Raw genomic sequence first — 18,751 nt, forward strand, 5'->3', positions numbered from 1 at the left:
ATGCGCAAGACTAAAAAATAAAGGGTAAAAAGCATTATACCCCCCTATAAAAATACCCCCAGCACTTCAAAACTCATAAATTCAAAATAAAGCGCAGCTTTTTACCATCAAGGTGATAAAATTTATCAATTAACCAAGCATACAGTAGTGCCTATATTTTTAGGCACCCAATATTGAGTAAACACTTATTAACGAATAAAGATTAAAATTATTCTTCAATTTTTTTGCTAGCTACTTCACAAAGTATTTAAGATGACTTTTTGTAAAAAAATTTATAACTTTTTCATTATTTAATACCAACATTTAGAAAATTACTTTTCGTAACAAACCACCCCAAAAAACATACGAATTAGTTAATAACACCCTCCTCACTCAATACTTTATCTGGCTTTGGCTTTCAGTATTAGATAAACATACCGTTTCAATATGAAGTAGCAAAAAGTGGGACATCCCTTCAAATTTAGCATTTCATAATCCTCATCTAAACTTCCCCAAAATTAGACATACAAAATAAAACATTAAAAATCATAGACTTAATGATACCCCCTTCTATCATCCCCATATGGCACTGACCACATAAAATAAACGGGTAATTTGCCCACATAAGCAATCATATGTATAAAAACTGCGCACATATTGATAACGCTAGGTAAAAAAGATGGACATATTTCGCAAACGGATACTTTGCTTACTCATCGCATCAGCTTTGGCTGGATGCGGTGGTGGTAGCGACGGCGACAATACATCGTCAGGATCAGGAGAAACACCACCACCAACTGACCCCGGAGGTAGCGGTGGAGGCAATACTGAATTACCAACTGAAAAAGTAGCGGCCATTGCTACAGATATTGTTGCTGGACGGGTTACAGCCCCTGATAACTCTGCCATTGCCGACGCTGACTTAACTCTTAGTTTTTTTGATGGCAACCAAAACCTCTTGCTAACCCTTTCTGCTGATACTGATAGCGATGGTTACTATCAGGTTCAGATCCCTACTTTAGAGGCCGATAGCCATCTGGCGACAAAACTGACTATCTCAATCGATAAAGATGGTTACACCAACAATGAGAAAGTCATTGCTATCGATGAATCATCCACTTTGGTCAGTATCAATGCCACCCTGACACCCGTCAGCGTGCAAACCGTCAAGAGAGAAGACTTCGAAGCAATTGCAGTTTCTGCCAATGGTGTACCAAGTCTGAAATTTACATTAGTCAAAAATAGCACCGGCCAGCAAAGGCTGCTTACCGACGATACCCAGGCGGCCTCAGGTGAGTCCACCCAACTATCACTGAGCCTGCCAATCAGTAGTATCCCTGAGGACGTTGAGGCGATAAATAGTGAGGTCGCCTACTTCGATTCAAGCAACGCACAAGATTTGCAGAATTTCCCAGGGGAATTTACCGGACAAGGTGAAACTGACGCTCAAGGTCAAGGCATATCATTCAACAGGGATGACGACGATAGTTCTTACCGCTTGATCTCAAGTACATTTAGCCAGATAAAGCTGACCAATCAAGATCAGCAAGATCTGCCACTATCCGACTTGCAAGCAGCCAGTGATAATAACCCGTCCATTATCATGAGCGTACCAACAGGCTCCTACAAAACGATTCAAAAGGACTTTGACCTTTCCGTTGATGGGATTCAAATCCCTATCTATGTGTATAAATCCAACGTGGGTTGGCAATACGTGGGGAACGGCCTGCTTGTCAATGATGCCAACGGCGATGAACCCACGACAGAAAACCATATTACCATCGGCGATGATGGAAAGATTGATCTCACTGGATATAACTCCCCCCTCTATGTAAAAGTCGAAATCACCGAAGCCAATAACTGGATCAAATGGATTAACCTCGATTGGCCAATCAAAGCAGCGGATGAGGTCTTGAGTGTCTGCATCACGGGCCAAATTGACTACGGCAATGGTGAAAACTATTCGGGCCAATTCAATACACAACTACCGGATGGGGGCTCCCGCTGGGTCAATGTCAACAATGGCAGTTATGAGTTTATAGCCTCATTTACCGACGACTACGACACCACTACATTATTGGACCCAAGTAATTGGGTAATGTCGGTGCTTAACCCGAAAACTGGAAAGAAAGAAAGCCTTTCCCATACCGGAAACCTAACAGACGGCATCGATAACTGTAACGTCGTGAATCATGAATTGTTCAATCCGTTCCAGTGCCAACTAAGCGGTTATATCTATGAGTCGGATGGTGAAACCCCCGTTAGTGGTACCACTATCAGTCTGTCACATACCTTCGGCAGGGGATATGTATTGAGTAACGACTCTGGTTATTACGAAACAACTGTCCCTTGTAACACCGATATTACGGTCAATGCACTGGCTACCGACAAAGAAACCACTGCATCTTCATCAACCCCAGCAAGGGTCGATTTCACTCAGGCTAACGTACCACCAGTCCTGTCTGCAATCAGGCTGGGGGGAAGTGCTATCAAGGTCGATCAATCTGTCCAGTTCCGCTGGTCTACCTCCGATGCTGACGGCGATGATGTCTCCGTCTCTGTTGCCTGTAATGAGACCGATAACTGTACTATCGATATCGTTAATAGCCAGGCTACGGCCAGTTTTGCCACCGCGGGTAGCAAAACGGTGGTTATATCCGCGACCGATAACATCAACCCTGCGGTTACCAAATCGTTCGGTATCACAGTCGACGAGTTGGATAACATTGCACCTGAAATCTTAGGGTTCAACGTCGGCGGAAACCGCTACAACCAAGATGATCAGCTTCTTGTCTTGGCTGACGACGAGGTGAGCATTGAAGCCATAGTCCGCGACCGAAATGGCGATAACATCAATTTCATGTGGAGCGGATGTGACGCCACAACAGATAGCAACTGTACATTTACAGCATCGCAGCAGGATAAGGTTAGCCTGAAGGTTGAAGATGATCACAGCCAAAACCCATTAAGTGTTCAAAGTTGGCTCAATGTTTTGGTGCAGGAAGATACCCCTCCTGAAGCTGAGCTGTTCTTATCAAACTATAGGATTGGTAGTGACGGTAGCGTAAACCTTAGCCCAATCCGGGTACTGGTTAACGCTTCAGACGATTTCACCGCGCAAGCTGACCTCATTTACGATTGGTTGCTAACGGGCGAAGACGACATGAACTATCAGGATCTATTACCAGAGGACAATACCGATAGCTTTACTATTCCAGCCAATACGCTTCCGGTTGGTAAATATACTTTAACAGTGACTGTCAGTGATGCTATTGATGGGAACTCAACCCCCCGCTCGACTGATTTTTACATTCTGGAAAATACTCCACCTACGCTCTCTTTAAGTGCCGATACCAATAGCCTGACAGTACTGGAAGGGCAAACCGCCAACACAGATGTGCAGTTTACAGCCAATGTTATGGACGATGACGGTATCGACAATGTCTCACTATCATGGACGTTAACCGTTAATGGCGAAGAGTTAACTCAGTGGTTAGACGTTGCCGCAGATGGTTTGAGTGCAAAAATCAAATCAACTTCTCTGACGGCAGGAAATTACCTTGTTGCAGTCACGGCCACCGACAGCGCAGGTCTTCAGTCAGAAGCCCAAACCCTGTTGAGTGTGACCGAAGATAAAAAACCAGTGATTAGTAGCCTAAGCGCAACACCTCAAAGCCAGCGAGCTGATGAAGATGGCGTGATTAGTCAAGATGTCACTCTCTCTGTGAATGCGATGGATGATAATGGTGACGTTACGATTGAATGGCAAACAACCCCTTCACTCTCCATTACACCTACAGCAACAGCCGTCATTCCAGCTAGCCAATTGGCTATCGGCCATTACCAAGCCCAGGTGACGGTAACAGACAGCCAGGGCCAATCAACCTCACAATCAATTACGTTCTCGGTGCTCGACTTTGAAGGGAACGTAGGAATTATCATTGACTAATTATCGACAGGGATATGTTATGAATACTCAATTTAAAATTAAACCACTTGTAATCCTAATAACTTCAGCCCTGGTATTGGCTGGATGTAACTCCGGCTCTGATGATACGGTAAAAAGCCAGGATCCAGGCTCGAATAATGGTTCAACAACCAACCCAGGAGATCAGGGCGGCCAAACCCCACCGACTGAAGAGCAAGAAACCGCAAAGATCAATATCGCCGCCAAATTCCCAGAGCCTGAGATCACCCCTGCTTGGGTGGGCAACAGCCAGCTGATTGAAGTGAAGTTTTTCCGCAATGACTTCGTGGGTACCCTCGATGAGGCCCAAGAACTAGCTAACGCCAATCAACAATGTTTTAACTACAACGATTACTATCCGTGGGAAGAATCATTCACTATCGGTGATAGGGAGCTAAACTGCTGGGATATCAACAACGATAACTATTACAAGCAGCGCTTTGCCAAAATCGTTGAACTTGAACCTGAATCGCCTTCGGCAACCATCAACCTCGTGCCCGGCAAGTATCGGGTAGAAGCGGTATTTTTTGACGATAAAGACGAAATCCGTGAAACCAGCGTGAGCTATATCACCATCACCGAAGGTAGCCATAACATTGCACTGCGAGGAATGTCTGCCACCTGGACCGCCACATCCCCGCTAACCCTGCAGTTGGTCAACACCAATGACGACAATATTGACTGGGATCCAAGAGTTGATGGAATACAAAGTGCCGCCGAGGCCTTGGGAGTCACCAGTGAGATCCTCGGCTTGCACTTACCTAGCTTAATGAACTACCCAGACGGTATGCCAAATGACAGCCTGTGGGAGGGTTCGATGGCATTTGCCACTGAAGTTCTCACTACCAGATGGTGGAACTGGGAAGATCAATCTGCCGTCTTCGCCCCTGTGTGGCGCCTAAAAGACGGCAATGGAGAAAAAGACCTGCACCTTTCTGCTGAATACATCAGCGATAGTGAAGACTACTACAACGCGTTTTCTCTATACAGCTCTCTTGCCGGTCATTTCCAAGACTACTCCGAGGGAGTGAACCGCAGCTTTATGGATCTTGGCCTGCGAAGTGTCTACCGCTTCCAAGAAACAGACACAAGCAGCCTAGGCAGCTATGCCGAAGTTCGCCTTGGGCTGACAACACCACCTGTTAATGAAGAGGCTGAAAATACAGAGCGCTTTGTATCCTATGAAGAAACCAATACAGAGTATTATGACTACCGCCTACAAGAGTGGATACCTACTACGGTTAAACGGGCACAGATCAATACTTCGATGTCAGAAAGCGGTTGGAGCCAGGTCTTCTTTGAACTATTGGAAAACAAGGCCAATGTAGTGGTTGATGGCAGCACCATTACCGGCCACCTGATTGAAATTTTGGAAACCAACACTCGATCTGGGCAAGATGTGACACCGGCTATCTTCCTCAATGCCGCGCTCAATGAGATTGCCGTCCAACAAGGGCTTCAAGCCCAAGCGCTATCCGCCGAAAGCTGCAAGGTGGGTGACTTCAGCAATCAATACTATAGCAACGAATACATCTGGGACGAAGAGGGCAGCCAGTGGGTTGCGGGCGTGCTCAACCCCTACCTAGCCTCTGTGTACAACGGCTGGAGTAATTTCTTCTATGACTTGAATCGTCAGCGCAGTCAACACAACGACAACATTGCTTACCAGCAAGAATACATTACAACAGTTGAACTGGAAATCGCCGACTTGCTTAATCAGGGCGTTAGCGAGGAGGATTGGGAAATCACCTGGAGAAGGGACAATATTGCCAACTCTGAGGGCTATATCGCCCAATACCAAGGGGACCTCAATCAGCTACAAGAAATTGAAAATGAATACATGCTTCGAGCCGATCTCAATGGCGATGGAGAAGCGGAGTTAATTGAAACAGGCGTTTACCTAGACAATGATTATTATGGTGACACCTGCGAGCTGACATGGAATTACATTTGGGATGAGGAACTTCAAAACGAATATATGGAATACTCAATGTCATGTGACAATGCCCCTGTGGTTTCCACTACCGTGCGGGCAGATTCAACGGAGGGCAGCTTCACTATCTGTGCCCAGCCATTTACCCTCAAGGCCTCTGAATTGAGCATCGAATACCCAACCGATGGCAACGTCATTATTGACTAAAGCCATGCTGCTATACACAGGGAGCCTCGGCTCCCTTTTGTTGTTAATGGAATAACGCATGAAAAACAAAACTAAAGCCCTTGCCTTATTAGTAATAGGACTGTCTATTGCCCCTGCCGTATTTGCCGGTACTTGGGTCGCCAGGGTTTCCCCCCTCCTGTATGAAATCAGTTTTTCTGAACTCGCCCCCCTGTACACCTTCTCCGATAACGATCGGCTAATTGCCTTAAACAGTGAAACACATACCATTAAACCATTCCTGCATGAACCCGGATTACGTTATCTAGTTGATGACATTCCGCTTGTCATTACCCCAAGCCAAATAAGCGGCTTGGCCTCTGCGACACAAGATGGATTAAAAGATGCAGGATTTAATGAGCTTCTTCCCGGCCAACGAAGATGTGAAGAAACAACCGTCGCAGTTCTTGATTCCGGGGTGGATGAAAGCCATGCAGCCTTTTCCCACATCAGCTTTGTCACCCCCTATAATGCAACGCAAGACTCAAGTTTGGTCACCGATGAATACGGTCACGGTACCCATGTTGCAGGGATAATTGCCGCTAACAACAGCCTAGGGACACAAGGGGCCTGTACTTCAGCAACTGTCATGCCTATTAAGTTCCTTAACCGTTTTGGTGGTGGCAACATATCCGATGCCATCAAAGGGATTCAGTGGGCTATTGATCATCACGCTACTATCCTCAATCACTCATGGGCCGTTAGCCGGTATTCACAAGCTCTTTTCGACGTTATGGAGGATGCCGACCAACAAAATATTGTTCAGGTCTTGGCCGCTGGCAACAGTAACCTAAACCTCAACCGTTCCAATGCCTATCCAGCCTCCTTTGCCCAGCAACTGCCCGGCGCTATAGCCGTCGCTAACTGGGATATCGCTAAACAATCACTCAACACCACCAGCAATCATGGTGCGGCCAGTGTCGATATCGCAGCACCAGGAACCGATATTCTCAGCCTAGTTCCCAATGATCAGACCCGTACTGAGAGTGGTACATCAATGGCTACGCCCTTGGTAACAGCCCTTGCAGCCATGCTGAGGCAACAATACCCAGATAAAACCAACAAAGAAATACGCGCTCAAATTCTTGCCGGAGCAAGCTACACACCGTCGCTAGCAGGAAAGCTCCAGCAACAACGTCGACTGAATGCGCCCTCAGCTATGGCGCTCAATGCCGAGCAACCCATGTTACTCACCGCAAAACAGTCAGATACCACCCTGACAATTGTGGGCACTCACCTAGATCGTATTTCCCAGTGGTGGTATCAAGAAGCCAAAACCAACGGGGTAATTGAAGAGTTAACGCCAACAAGCCATCAGGCAGACCAGGTATCGTTCGTATCTCGTGATGCCGCTACTGGCTGGGTCGTCGGCGAAACAGAACAAGGCCGTGAAGTCCGATATATGCTGTCCCCCCAACTGCCTGCACCTAACGAAATCCAGGCAACCTCCATTGACAGCGGGGCGCTGCTCAGCTGGCAGGGTAAAACTTATGTCGATACCTATCACCTCTACTATAGCGATGATAACGGCCCTTACCGCAAGCTCACAGACGTCCACTCTCCCACAAACCAATACCTTGACACATCAACCAAGGATAATAGGCGTTACAAACTACGCTCAAGCTATCAAATAGTGATAGAGAGCTACAGTGAAACAGTATGGTCTGATTATAGTGATCCATTATCTGTAAACAGCCAACCTGTCACCCCTACTTCACCTTGGCTCAGCCAGCTATTGGCAGATATTCCCGTTGGTGTAGAAGCACATTTTCCGCTTTTTGACCAAAACGAAAACCCTATCGATAACCTGCTCTTTGCAGAAGATGAAAAGCACATAGCCCAGATTGAAAATAGCAATACCTTGAGTGTGGCAACAGACAGAGCCACCGAAACAAACATAACGGTATTCACCGAAGAGGAAAGGCAAACCTATTCCGTCAATGTCATCGACGATGAACACTGGCAATTAGAAGATCTGGTATTTATTGGCAACAACCTAGCCATCACATCTGTCCAAAAGTTCAATGACGACAGTATCTACCTGACAGGTAAACCCACCAGTGAGGATTCCTTTTTACAGATAGAATCGCTCAATAATACTGCCGAGCTGTCTTTATCCGGCGCTGAATTGAATGCTATTAGCCTGCCAGACGAAAACGTCCAAACCCACAATAGTCATATCACCATTGCCCCTGCATTTGATAAGGAGGATAGCTTTTCAATAAGAATGCACATCGATAGCAACTCAAGCAGAGCCATCGCAAGCAGTAGCAGTGATAGCCGTTGTTTTATTGCGAGTGCGGTCTATACAGACCAGCCGGAGAAGCTGACATTTTTCCGAGGCTTCCGTGACAACATACTCATCAAGTTGCCATTGGGTGAGCAGTTGGTTGATTATTACTATCGTTGGTCGCCAACGTGGGTCGTAAAAGCAGAGTCATACCCTCAGCTTAAATCGGCTATGTGGGTAATATTGGAGGCGTTTTATTACTTAGCTTTAAATTTCAAATTGATTTTATTGTTATTATTTAGCTTGGTAATTATTAGACTACAGGGAGTGCAAAAACTTATTATGAAGCGTCAAGCCACGTTTCAAGGTAGCCTATCGGATACAATTGAGCCTGCGTAAAGATGGGGTTGCCTTAGGCGCTATCGCTGTTGCCCTGCTATGCCAAAGCCTGTTCGACTCACTGCTAATCGGGGCGATGGTGGGCTTCATGCTGCTGACAGTCTAGGGGGGTATTCAAGTGGCAGCAACTATGCACTTTTGGGTGACTCGGCGGCCTTGGGGGATGCAGGCTCCCCCGCTTCAACGATTTCCTTGGGCGTAACCTCAGGCCTGAATGCCGACGGGCAGCACCACCACATTAAAGACTCGGTGATCCCGACCTTCACCCATGCGAACTTTGGCATGGTGTTGTTTGCCTGGGTAGCGGCAATAGTTCTGTAAGTACACATTTATTAATACTCAAAGGGTTCGCTTCAAAGCGACCCCTTTTCGTTAGAAACAACTCAGGCATCAATTTTCCTAGGCTGTAATGACCCTTGCGAGATTGTGCCATGACATGGCAACTCATTGAAAAGATAGAAATTAAAGCCAAATCCTGCCCTAAACTAAATTCTATCACTTACTCAACAGGAACTTACGTAAGTCTCTCTCGGCACGCATAACAAACAGAATAAACACTTTGTCGCCGCCCTGTTTATAGATAACACGGCACGGATTAACGACAACTTCACGATAACTAAGATGTTCTAGCTCAGGCGGAATGCGGCCCGATTCAGGGAAGAACTCCAGGCGTTCGACTTTAGAAAAGATGGTTTGAACCAATTGTTTTGCGGCTACGACATTTTCAAGTGCGATATACTCAGCGATATCATTGAGATCAGATAGCGCTGGCTCAGTCCAGATTATGTCAGCCATTTTGACATTTTGTCCTTGGCTTGCTCGTGACTTACCACTTTGCCGTCAGCTAATGCACGTTCGCCTCGCGCAATTCCCTCAAGAATAGCCAAACGATTTTGCATAAATTCGTAATCATCGACATCAACCAGATATGCCGAAGGCTTACCATGTTCAGTAATTAACACGGGTTCTTTGGTGTCGTGGAGCTCGGCAAGAATCTTAGTTGCTTGACGTTTGAGTGATGTAACTAGTTCTACTTTCATGAGTGCAGCTCCAAAGGAAGACTAAAGTGATACTATTCTATCACTTTGAGTATAACAAGCTCCATAACACCTAACTTTGAACTGCAACATATCGCTTAGCAGAGTGTCCAGTCTTACTGGTGCAGATCATTAGATTAGGTATGAGAAAAGACAGGCTATCAAGTTGCAATTTAACCGTCGGTAGTTAGTTGCTAAACTACACAAACGCTCATGAAACTGTATCAGGCAACGTTATGCGGTATTTTAGTAAGCGCTACAAAAAGAAGATCAACACACTACTACATTTAGCAAAGATAAACGATCTCCCCCTTGGCGTCGTTCTTGATGTTTTGAAAGGCAGTTGCGACGGCAAGCAAGATAAACGATATAAAAGGCGCTGTGGTCAGCGTATTATTTGGAATCAAGCCGATATAAGTTGTTCTATCGTAGCCTTTCCTCTGGAAACCTTAAAAGGCAATCGCTTAAATTCTCTGGCCGCATGTTTCACACTAGAGCAGTTCCACGCTTTGGAAGAGTGCTATGGTCATTGCCCAGAAAATATAGCAAAAGAAGTGATTGCTGCGCTTTCTACAGAGTAACATTGTGTAGTCAAGATTTAGCCAATGACTCGAAACTGGTTGTTCGTAATTTCGCAATAAGCAGTCACCAAATTGATTGGATTCAGCCTGAGACGTTAGTCCGTTTCCTCAATGAGCAAGTTGGCTCTAAGAAGAAATGGGCAAATGTATGGTACGCCTTAAGGCTGTAATGAGCCAGCGGCACCTAACTGAAACATAGGGATTTTTGCAGCCCTTAAATCAAACGCTGAACACTAAAGACTAGAATTGTATCGGTTTGGCAAGCTAGGCTATCAGAATAAGAAGACACACTATTTATTTTCTGGACTTGAGTTTTTCACGGCGCAGCTTCAGCCTTTCCTTAACTTCACTGACTGTATAAACCCTTCCCTGCTCCACATCCCGTTTGGACATTTTAACCAGCTCTAGTAAGGCATGTGCCTCTCTTTCTTGTTTATCCATATAACCTTACCACCCTAATTGATATTTCTTGTGAAGACTAAAGATGAAGTAATAATTCCACAACAAAGCGGTTGAACCTTTATGCCAATAACTATAGCAAAAGGGGGAGCGAAAACACTGGATAAATAAACAGGCATGTACTAGTCTTGATGGGCCAAGTATAGAAAACTTGGTGCACTGCAGCTGGGCTGAGATGGCGGCAACCATCTCAGCCCGTGTCGGCTGCCCACCCAATAGTCCTTACAGAACCCGTAACCAGCCGACGGGATGAGTATACGCGATCCTGTCGGTAAAACACTATTTTGTATGGAGTTAACCGATGGCCAATATCCGTATTCGCCCCAACGGGATCATCCAATATGATCTCTGTGTCTTTGGTGTCCGCTTCCGTGAAACCTCAGGCATGCCTGCTACCCCGTCCAATATCAAGAAAGCCAAAGCCGTTCTCAAACGCCTCAATGCTGAGCTGGCGCTGGGCAGTTTTGATTACAAGGACTTCTTCCCCCACAGCAAGAAAGTCGAGAAGTTTGAGCTGTTAGTCAGAGCGCGAAACCCGGCAATCGCTGAGCCCTACTTTGATACGTACACCGAGGCCTGGCTGGAGCGAAACAGCCACCAATGGAAAAACAGCTACCTCAAAGCTGTACACAGCATCTTGAACAACTACCTGCTGCCAGCGTTCAAGAACACCTTGGTCGATGCCATCACTCTCAAGGATGTGCAAACCCTGCGCAGTCAGCTTTGCGCTCTGACCAACCAAGATGGCAAGAGAAAGCTCAGCAACAAACGGATCAATATCATTTTTGTCCCGCTTATCAGTATCCTACACAGTGCGGCAGATGAATTTGGTTTTCCCTACCCGCTCGAGCGGCTACAGCCTCTGCGGGAAGAGCCGAGCGATCCCAACCCGATGACCCAAGAGGAAGTCCAGCGCTTCATGGCGGCAGTTCCTCACCAATGGTATGACTATTACCTTATCCGCTTTCATACCGGCATGCGCAGCTGTGAAGTACACGGATTGAAAAAAGACTGCGTCGACTTCAACCATGGGCTTATCCGAGTCAGACGTAATTGGGTGGCAGGTGAACTCACGACCGTGAAGACGCCCAAATCCAACCGAGACATTATCATGACACCAACTGTAGAAGCCGCTCTGCGAAGAGCGGTGGAAAAGAGCCCGTCTGATTTTGTCTTCACCCATCCCAAAGGATGTCCACTCGACACCCGTTTTATCAACAAGAAAGTCTGGTATCCGACGTTGAAAAAGGTGGGCCTGCCAAAACGCCGAGGATACGAAACCCGCCATACCGCAGCGGTACTGCATCTAGCAGCGCACGAAAACCCACTTTATGTCTCGCGTCTGCTCGGCCATAGCTCGACCCAGATGCTCTACGAAGTGTATGCCCCGTATGTCATTAATGCCGCAAGGAAAGATGGCAGTGCGTTTGATGCCATGATGACGTCAGCAACCTGATAATCAACAAGAAGAGATAGGTCTTGCTAAGTGGCCTCTAGCAAGACCTTTTTATCGGCCACGTTTACCATCAGAACAAGCCATTGAAAAATAGATTGTTCTTGACCTGTTACAAAAAACCAGCCCCCGAATTCGGTGTAAATAAGCCCAATACGACGAAAACGGTAATGCATTGAGGATGTGCTCAAAGCAGGCGTAGTTGAAGCTGATATCAATATTGGGCGGGAACGGGTGAGCAGCCTTGACGGGTATCATGGCCCCGACATGATCCTGATTGACCTTCAACCTGAACTCATCGGAATAATGCATACTGGAAGCCTCGTGCGTTTCCACATTCAGCTTTTCTTTTTCAGGGGTGTTAGTCACCGCCAACTTTGGCAATACACTGCTTAATGTCGTCGCAGGTAACTCACACCAAATAGACTCGGGTAACTGGCCAAAGGTTTTGGCTATCGTTTCACAATCCCAGCAAGCACTTACCACCTTCACTGATAACTCCCAGCTTTCCCGCTTTATTCGCAGCTGGTTCGCCGTTAACTTAACCCTCACGTCTCCAGCACATAGCACGAGTAATCCCGCCAATTTGACCGCAGTATCGATACCTAGCGGGACGACAGAGACCATCGTATGCACGGTTTCACGATAAAGCTGATGAGTAGGTAACGCGATAGAGACCGTATTGCCATTTGCTTGCCCCTGTATCAATGCCGTTTCATCCGAAAAGGCTAATTGTAGGATCTGTGACTTATTAGACGATGAATGTTGCTGGCCCTTCGGTGTCAACTTTACGTATTTTGCCACCGTTTTCAGATCACGTCCTAGCTCCGAGGCTGATATCATATATACCCAAGGATCTTTTACCGGTATTTGTTCAAAGTTGCGTTCTGCCTTATCAGACACCCATTCTAGCCAGTACTCAACGCCATCGTCGGCCAAATTAAAGTCTCCGAGCAGATCGGCATACTCACTTGACTGGAGGTATATTTGACCTTCGCGAATCGTCATCGCAACGGGGAGATCATGCTGTAATAATTTGAGGATCTTGGTAAGTCCGTCAGCGGCTATTTTGTAACACAACGTTCCTGTGACGGGGTTATCCAGTAATTGCCAGAGGTAAGTCACTTGAAATCCAGACAGCGAACCAAGGCTTGAGGTCAATGATAAATATTGTGCCCCGGGCTCTACACTCATCATCACGAATGGGTGGTCTTTCTCCACCACCTCCCGCTGAAGAAAATTAAAAATGTCCCCATCCCATTTGGGTGCTAGGGTCAATGTCATACTCATATCATTCCTCCCCAACCAATATGCTGACATCGCCATGCCCTATCGAAATGGCTTCATTGCTTAACGACTGGCAATAATCGTCATAGGCCACTATCAAATCCAAGATGGCGCCTAACTCAGGCCATAACGGCCACCCCAAACGGTAAGGTTTTAGCACCGCGCTGATCCGTTTATGCTCACTCGGCTTCCACTCTACCTGATAGCCATATCGCTCAATCAAACCTTGCCACTTTGCCATCATCGTTTGTTCTGATTCACAGGCATGAACCACTATCGTCAAGTTCTGCAACCCTAAGGCTCGATAGCCACGTAGCACTCTATTCATTTGCCGAATTGTCGTCATGGCCTCTCCATTGAGGCAAGCCTCTCGCAAATGCCGAAGACTATTCATCATCAGCAACGTACGTGTTGACCATCCATTTTCAAGGCATTGGCATAACCTTAACCAGGCAGGCTGCTGACGGGCAGATAACACTAAACAAGGTAAAGGCGACTCATAACTCAAGAGCCATCCCTTTAACATTTCAGGTAAAGGTGCATCGTCGCCCCCTAAACGGATATGGCGAATTGCCGCCACAAATTGGCTAAATGTGATGGCTTTTTCAAGGCAAAGCGACTCTTTGGGAAACACTTTTACGTCATAGCGTTGCACGCCTTTCAATCGCTTAAGCGCAACCCGTTGTAAGGTATCAGGTGCGATAACTCCTGCTAGGTGGGCGCTTTTACTCTGGTGGTCATAGGGATCATTCAATAACTGGTGAAACTGGCCTGGCTCTGGCAACGGTATCGGGTGTTGCGGGATAAAAATCGTTTTTTGTAATTCAAACGCATAATTTGACGGCGATAACCACCGCCTAACATCTCGCTTTAATAACGTAATAGGTTCAGCGGTCAACGCCAAGCATAACCAGTCGAGCAGATGAAGGTAGACCGTAAAGGTGGTTGCCGGCCCGGCATGGCCAACCCGCTCACTGACCCACTCCAATACGGGAAAGTACAACGACATGGGATACCCCATTGACGCCAGCATGGCTTTAATACCTTGCAACTGCTCAGCCTCAAACAGAAGGTGGCGGAGAAAAAAAGGGCGATCCGTTTCATCCGGCTGGTACTCAAAGGCCAGCATGCTGATCATCACCACCCAATTATTGGCACCACTATGACGTAAGCTATGTGTTACCAAGGTCGCATCATCTAAGGCTTCACGGGCAAAATGAATAAACTGCCCTTCCAACGATGGGTAATGCCAATGGTCAAACAGCAAGGTACCTTCAGGAGATGATTGACTTTGTTGAACCGAGCATTGACTTCCCAATGCTTTTATAACGAAAGGGGGCAGTAATGCCATTGGGATTTTACGAACCGCATGGGGTGACTTTCGTCGCTTGGCCGCCGTGATATAGATCATCCCGGTATCAAAGCAAATATCCTGACACTGCAACGAAAGCGCTTCATCCTCACGCAGTGCTGCGTAGTAACAAAGCTGCATGAATAACACTATTTGCTGCTCGAAAGCCCCTTTCCCCTGTCCAAATTGCCGGCAAATATCATCAAAATGGGCAGGCGCCAAATAGTTAGCACGCACTACCCCTTTTGCACTAAGAAGACTGAGTTCCTCAAGCTCAAAGGCGGGCATTTCAGGGTGGCGCTGACAAAACTGCAAAAAACGCAGAACGGTATATTGCGCATCGGCGTGTTCAAAATGTGCGAGCCCCTGTTGGCAAATAACCTGAAAGTCCTCGGCTGGCACCTCAAATACCTCATCATCAGGCCAGGCAAACTTGATGAAGTTAGTGATATTCGAGTGATAAGTTAGCAATGTACCGGGCGCCAACTTTTCCTTCCACGCGGATCCGAAGGCAAACAACGCCGTCAACCAGCGCAACGCCAAGATACTGGCCCGTGACAAAGGCAGGGCGCTCAATGCTTGGAGTTTGGCCAGCGTTTGTTTGTAGCTTCGGTGGGAGCGCGTATCCTTAGGGTTAATACGCTGATATTCTCTCAAATAAGCGCAAAACTGCCGGTGTTGGGGTGCCTCTTTGGAAAAGGCGGACTGGCGATGACACTCGGGCAATGTCTGCACGGGTTGGCTATGTGATCTCCCATTTAATACCGGCAAGCACTGCCCACTGAATGCCCGAATCATCACGGGATCTGCCAAGGGGGTATAGTGTTGCCAAATCCCCCTCAAGCCAATGCTGCGGCTGAGCAAATCGATATCCCTTACCAATTGACTGACTCGGATCTTTGAGAGGGCGTCCTGCCTCCACGACGAGCAGCTTGTGTTTTTTACCTGTCCCAGCCAAGCCGCTATGCATTTCTCTGGGTTGCGTTGTACTGTTTTCCAAACGGGCTTAGACTTTAAATAACTCATCAAGGCACTGCCCACCGCTCCTAACCACACCCTGCTGGTTTGTTCCGGCAAGTACAACGTCAGCAGTGCGGGTGATTGCAAACTCACCCAACTCGACAGAGGTGCCTTGGCGAGCGCCTTCAACATGGCCAATGAATCTACTCCGCTCTCCCAAGCGACAATCAATAACCAACGGCCAGCCTCAGCCTTGTCATCCGTTGTTTCACTTTGTCCAGTCGACGGCCTCAGCAAATGAGACAACAACCACTCAACCAAACCAATCGGTAGCTGTTGTTGAGTCACCGTCGGGCGCTCCGGTGGGAGTGGTCGCCACACTTCCGGTTGACGCAATGATGGATTACGCTCTACTTGCCGCTCCCACAGCAGTGACAACACCTGCTGGAAAGCAACCAGCTCATCTCGGGTGGCTGCATGACGATATAATCCGCCGGCCACACGCGCCAAGGCGTTATCCACCAGCGGTTTTACTCCCAACGTCTGCGGGGCATGTTGATTGAGCCAAGAATACGCGTCGGAGATGGCTTCACGAACACCCAAAGGCTCCTGCATCATGTTAGTTTCAAAATACGCTACCCAATCGTCCATCCGCCCCCCTTACACGCTAACAAGCTCTCCAGTGCACCCAATGCTTGCTGGTCATACTCAGCAAACGGGGCGTTCACTTCCGTCAAACATTGGCGCTGATAAGCGGCTACTTGATTAAGAGAGACCAAGGAATACGTGCCCAATGGGCTTTGGCCACGTTGGAAATGATTAAGCAATTGATTGAGCCCGGATTGGACAAAGGGTCTATCAAACGATGCACTATTCTCCTCTAGCCATAGCGACGCAGAAAGATGCCGGAATCCTTCTATCAGGTGATTGCTCACATAGGTCTCAAACAAACGGTTCACCACGCTTGCAGAGACCGGCTCCGCCTTTTTACCATCAAAAACACTAAACGACGGTGGTTGGTGATGGACTATCAATGGCATCCACTGATCTTGCCATTGCAGGTATAACTTGAGCAGATCCATCAGCATGCGGTCAGACACAAGCACACGACGTTCATCTTCATGGTGGCTGCGTTTATCCTGCACCGTGAGCAACCCTGTTTCGAACGCCATATGGCTAAGATCTGGGTAAGGAGAGTTGACCGGGCGCAATGCCATCGTGATGGCCGCCCGCACATGGAGGTACAAGGCCAATCGCTCGCTGGATTCTTGCCATAAATGGGGTTGAAGACGTTTTGATGTGACGGTTTCTGGCTTAAGAGGGGCCAAAATAGCGGAGAATATCGGCGGTAATAACTCTTTTCTGAGGGGCAGTGCAGAGCCAACCTGCTCATGATACGTCGGAGGAGGCCTCGTCATACTTACATGCGTTTCACTGCTGGAATCAAGCGCTGTGGTCGCATCAAGCTCGGTGAGAAATGCTTGCCAGCACTGACGGATTTGTCCATTCACCTCAGTGATTTGCTGATTGATGTAATGAGACTGGATACATCCTTTCCCCGTCAACAACGCTAAGGTAGTATCGGGCACCTGCTCATGGGCAAAGTGTAAAAATGCCTTTTCAATGGCTGACGGTGTTATTGAAAAAGGAACATGGGGTTTGACCCTCTGAATCGTCGACCTTAACCAGCGTCGGTACTGCACTTGGGACACCAATAACACGTGGCTCAGCGGCTGACCATTTCGCTGGTGACTTTTCAACTCGCGCAACACAAGATTAAACAGGCTTTGGATGGGCCAAGGTAACATTAACGACCAAGCTGGCTGGGCGGAACAATACCGTTTGTCACCGAGCTCAGGCTTGGCACCCTTCACGACTTCCGCCCCCAGTTGCAGGGAAACGACGCTGCCATCGAGCTTATCAAACTCATATAGAAATACCGGAGCTGACATAGCCTGTTTTGATTTTCCGCGTAAGTTATAGACCGGAATATCCAAATCCCTCCAGCCTAATAGCGACAACCAGAAGATCAGCCAGTGTTTACGTTCATCAGGCTCAATGGCTAACCACTCACCATCTAACATGGCCGGACAGCTATAAAGAATGAAGAGCCTCAGCTCAGCCGGTGTCAGAGCAGATTGACTGGCCGGCAATGACTGGTTCGCACGGCCTATCGCTCTGGCCATCCCACTGCCTTGCAATGAAAACTTCCGCCTAGCTGCTTTTGTTGTGAGCGGCTGATTAGCTGTCATTACCAGCCAGCTCTCGCCTTCACGACCTTCTGTATCACTCGTCGTATTGTAGGTCGCTTTCACCAGGCCACGCTCTAGTGCAATGCCGGTATGGGTATTGTCCGCCTGATAGGGACGGCGGGAGGACCGCTTTTGCCTGGGTACCATCAATGAGGCCAGTTCACTAAGGTGCTTATGTTGCTCAAGAGCCAAAGAAAGTTCACGACTACTCCCTTGAGTCATCACACCCATGGAGATAAAAGGGGCTCGCTCGGGATACCGGCTTCGCAATTGGTCAAACAACAGATAGGCGTGATAATCATCCGGCCCCACCGCATGATAAAGCCGGACCAAGAGCCATAACCAGTCAGGCTGTATCGTGCTCTTTTCATTGGCAAGGAGCAGTAACGTGCTAAACAGTGGATAGTGGGTAAGATACGTGCGGAGTTGTTGGCGGGAAGTAGGCAGGGAGGGCGGTGCCTCTGCCGTTGTAGGCTGCAGTTGCTCAAGTTGCGAAGCTATCAAATGCCGCTGTCGACGATGGTATATATTGGCATCAGGCTCGAACGCACAGCAACAATGGTGAAACTGCAGGTATAACGGAATAGCCTGCTCGGCGTAAGGGTTGTCCGGCGGTATGCGGAGCACCTCCCACAACA

The 18,751-nt window shown here is 47.7% G+C and carries 11 protein-coding genes and 1 pseudogene; 6 read left to right on the top strand and 6 right to left on the bottom strand.

The window, feature by feature from the left end; all coding sequences use genetic code 11:
* Positions 1–658 precede the first annotated feature (658 nt).
* The 4 genes and pseudogenes from ACXAD4_RS14000 to ACXAD4_RS14015 all read left to right on the top strand — a co-directional run.
* Entirely contained in the window at positions 659–3,928 is a 3,270-nt protein-coding gene (locus tag ACXAD4_RS14000; RefSeq protein ID WP_475242235.1) for a PKD domain-containing protein, read from the top strand.
* Between the two features lie 19 nt (positions 3,929–3,947).
* The gene (locus ACXAD4_RS14005; RefSeq protein ID WP_475242237.1) at positions 3,948–6,086 is read left to right on the top strand and encodes a hypothetical protein; all 2,139 of its coding nucleotides are present in this window, start codon (positions 3,948–3,950) and stop codon (positions 6,084–6,086) included.
* 58 nt (positions 6,087–6,144) lie between these two features.
* On the top strand, positions 6,145–8,733 hold the full coding sequence (locus ACXAD4_RS14010) for a S8 family serine peptidase (protein WP_475242239.1): 2,589 nt from the start codon (positions 6,145–6,147) through the stop codon (positions 8,731–8,733).
* 108 nt (positions 8,734–8,841) lie between these two features.
* A pseudogene (locus tag ACXAD4_RS14015) lies at positions 8,842–9,054 on the top strand (Na+/H+ antiporter NhaC family protein); the annotation flags it as partial.
* A gap of 174 nt (positions 9,055–9,228) precedes the next feature.
* On the opposite strand, the gene ACXAD4_RS14020 reads toward ACXAD4_RS14015, so the two are convergent.
* Positions 9,229–9,528 carry a type II toxin-antitoxin system RelE/ParE family toxin gene (locus ACXAD4_RS14020; RefSeq protein WP_475242240.1) on the bottom strand — a complete coding sequence of 100 codons (300 nt, stop codon included), beginning with the start codon at positions 9,526–9,528 and terminating at the stop codon, positions 9,229–9,231.
* Positions 9,516–9,773 (bottom strand): type II toxin-antitoxin system Phd/YefM family antitoxin, encoded by a 258-nt coding sequence (locus ACXAD4_RS14025; RefSeq protein WP_475242243.1) that lies wholly within the window; start codon positions 9,771–9,773, stop codon positions 9,516–9,518. Before ACXAD4_RS14025 ends, ACXAD4_RS14020 begins: the two co-directional genes overlap by 13 nt.
* 233 nt (positions 9,774–10,006) lie before the next feature.
* On the opposite strand from ACXAD4_RS14025, the gene ACXAD4_RS14030 reads away from it, so the two are divergent.
* A complete protein-coding gene (locus tag ACXAD4_RS14030) occupies positions 10,007–10,351 on the top strand; it encodes a hypothetical protein (RefSeq protein ID WP_475242246.1) in 345 nt (114 codons plus the stop codon).
* Between the two features lie 294 nt (positions 10,352–10,645).
* On the opposite strand, the gene ACXAD4_RS14035 is transcribed toward ACXAD4_RS14030, so the two are convergent.
* The gene (locus ACXAD4_RS14035; protein WP_475242247.1) at positions 10,646–10,792 is read right to left on the bottom strand and encodes a hypothetical protein; all 147 of its coding nucleotides are present in this window, start codon (positions 10,790–10,792) and stop codon (positions 10,646–10,648) included.
* Positions 10,793–11,111: 319 nt separating this feature from the next.
* On the opposite strand from ACXAD4_RS14035, the gene ACXAD4_RS14040 reads away from it, so the two are divergent.
* Positions 11,112–12,266: an Arm DNA-binding domain-containing protein gene (locus ACXAD4_RS14040; protein WP_475242248.1), complete on the top strand. Its 1,155-nt coding sequence runs from the start codon at positions 11,112–11,114 to the stop codon at positions 12,264–12,266.
* A 51-nt stretch (positions 12,267–12,317) separates the two neighbouring features.
* Here ACXAD4_RS14040 and ACXAD4_RS14045 read toward each other — a convergent pair whose 3' ends face one another.
* Genes ACXAD4_RS14045 through ACXAD4_RS14055 form a run of 3 tightly spaced genes read right to left on the bottom strand, consistent with a single transcriptional unit; the run spans position 12,318 to position 18,740 of the window.
* Positions 12,318–13,553, bottom strand: coding sequence for a hypothetical protein (locus ACXAD4_RS14045; protein WP_475242250.1), 1,236 nt, complete (start codon positions 13,551–13,553; stop codon positions 12,318–12,320).
* A gap of 1 nt (position 13,554) precedes the next feature.
* Complete coding sequence (locus tag ACXAD4_RS14050) at positions 13,555–16,512, bottom strand: tyrosine-type recombinase/integrase (protein WP_475242252.1); 2,958 nt, start codon at positions 16,510–16,512, stop codon at positions 13,555–13,557.
* A complete protein-coding gene (locus ACXAD4_RS14055) occupies positions 16,497–18,740 on the bottom strand; it encodes a hypothetical protein (protein WP_475242255.1) in 2,244 nt (747 codons plus the stop codon). The genes ACXAD4_RS14050 and ACXAD4_RS14055 overlap by 16 nt, the downstream gene beginning before the upstream one ends.
* Positions 18,741–18,751: the final 11 nt, after the last annotated feature.

Source organism: Photobacterium sp. AWH4_225, assembly GCF_056158405.1.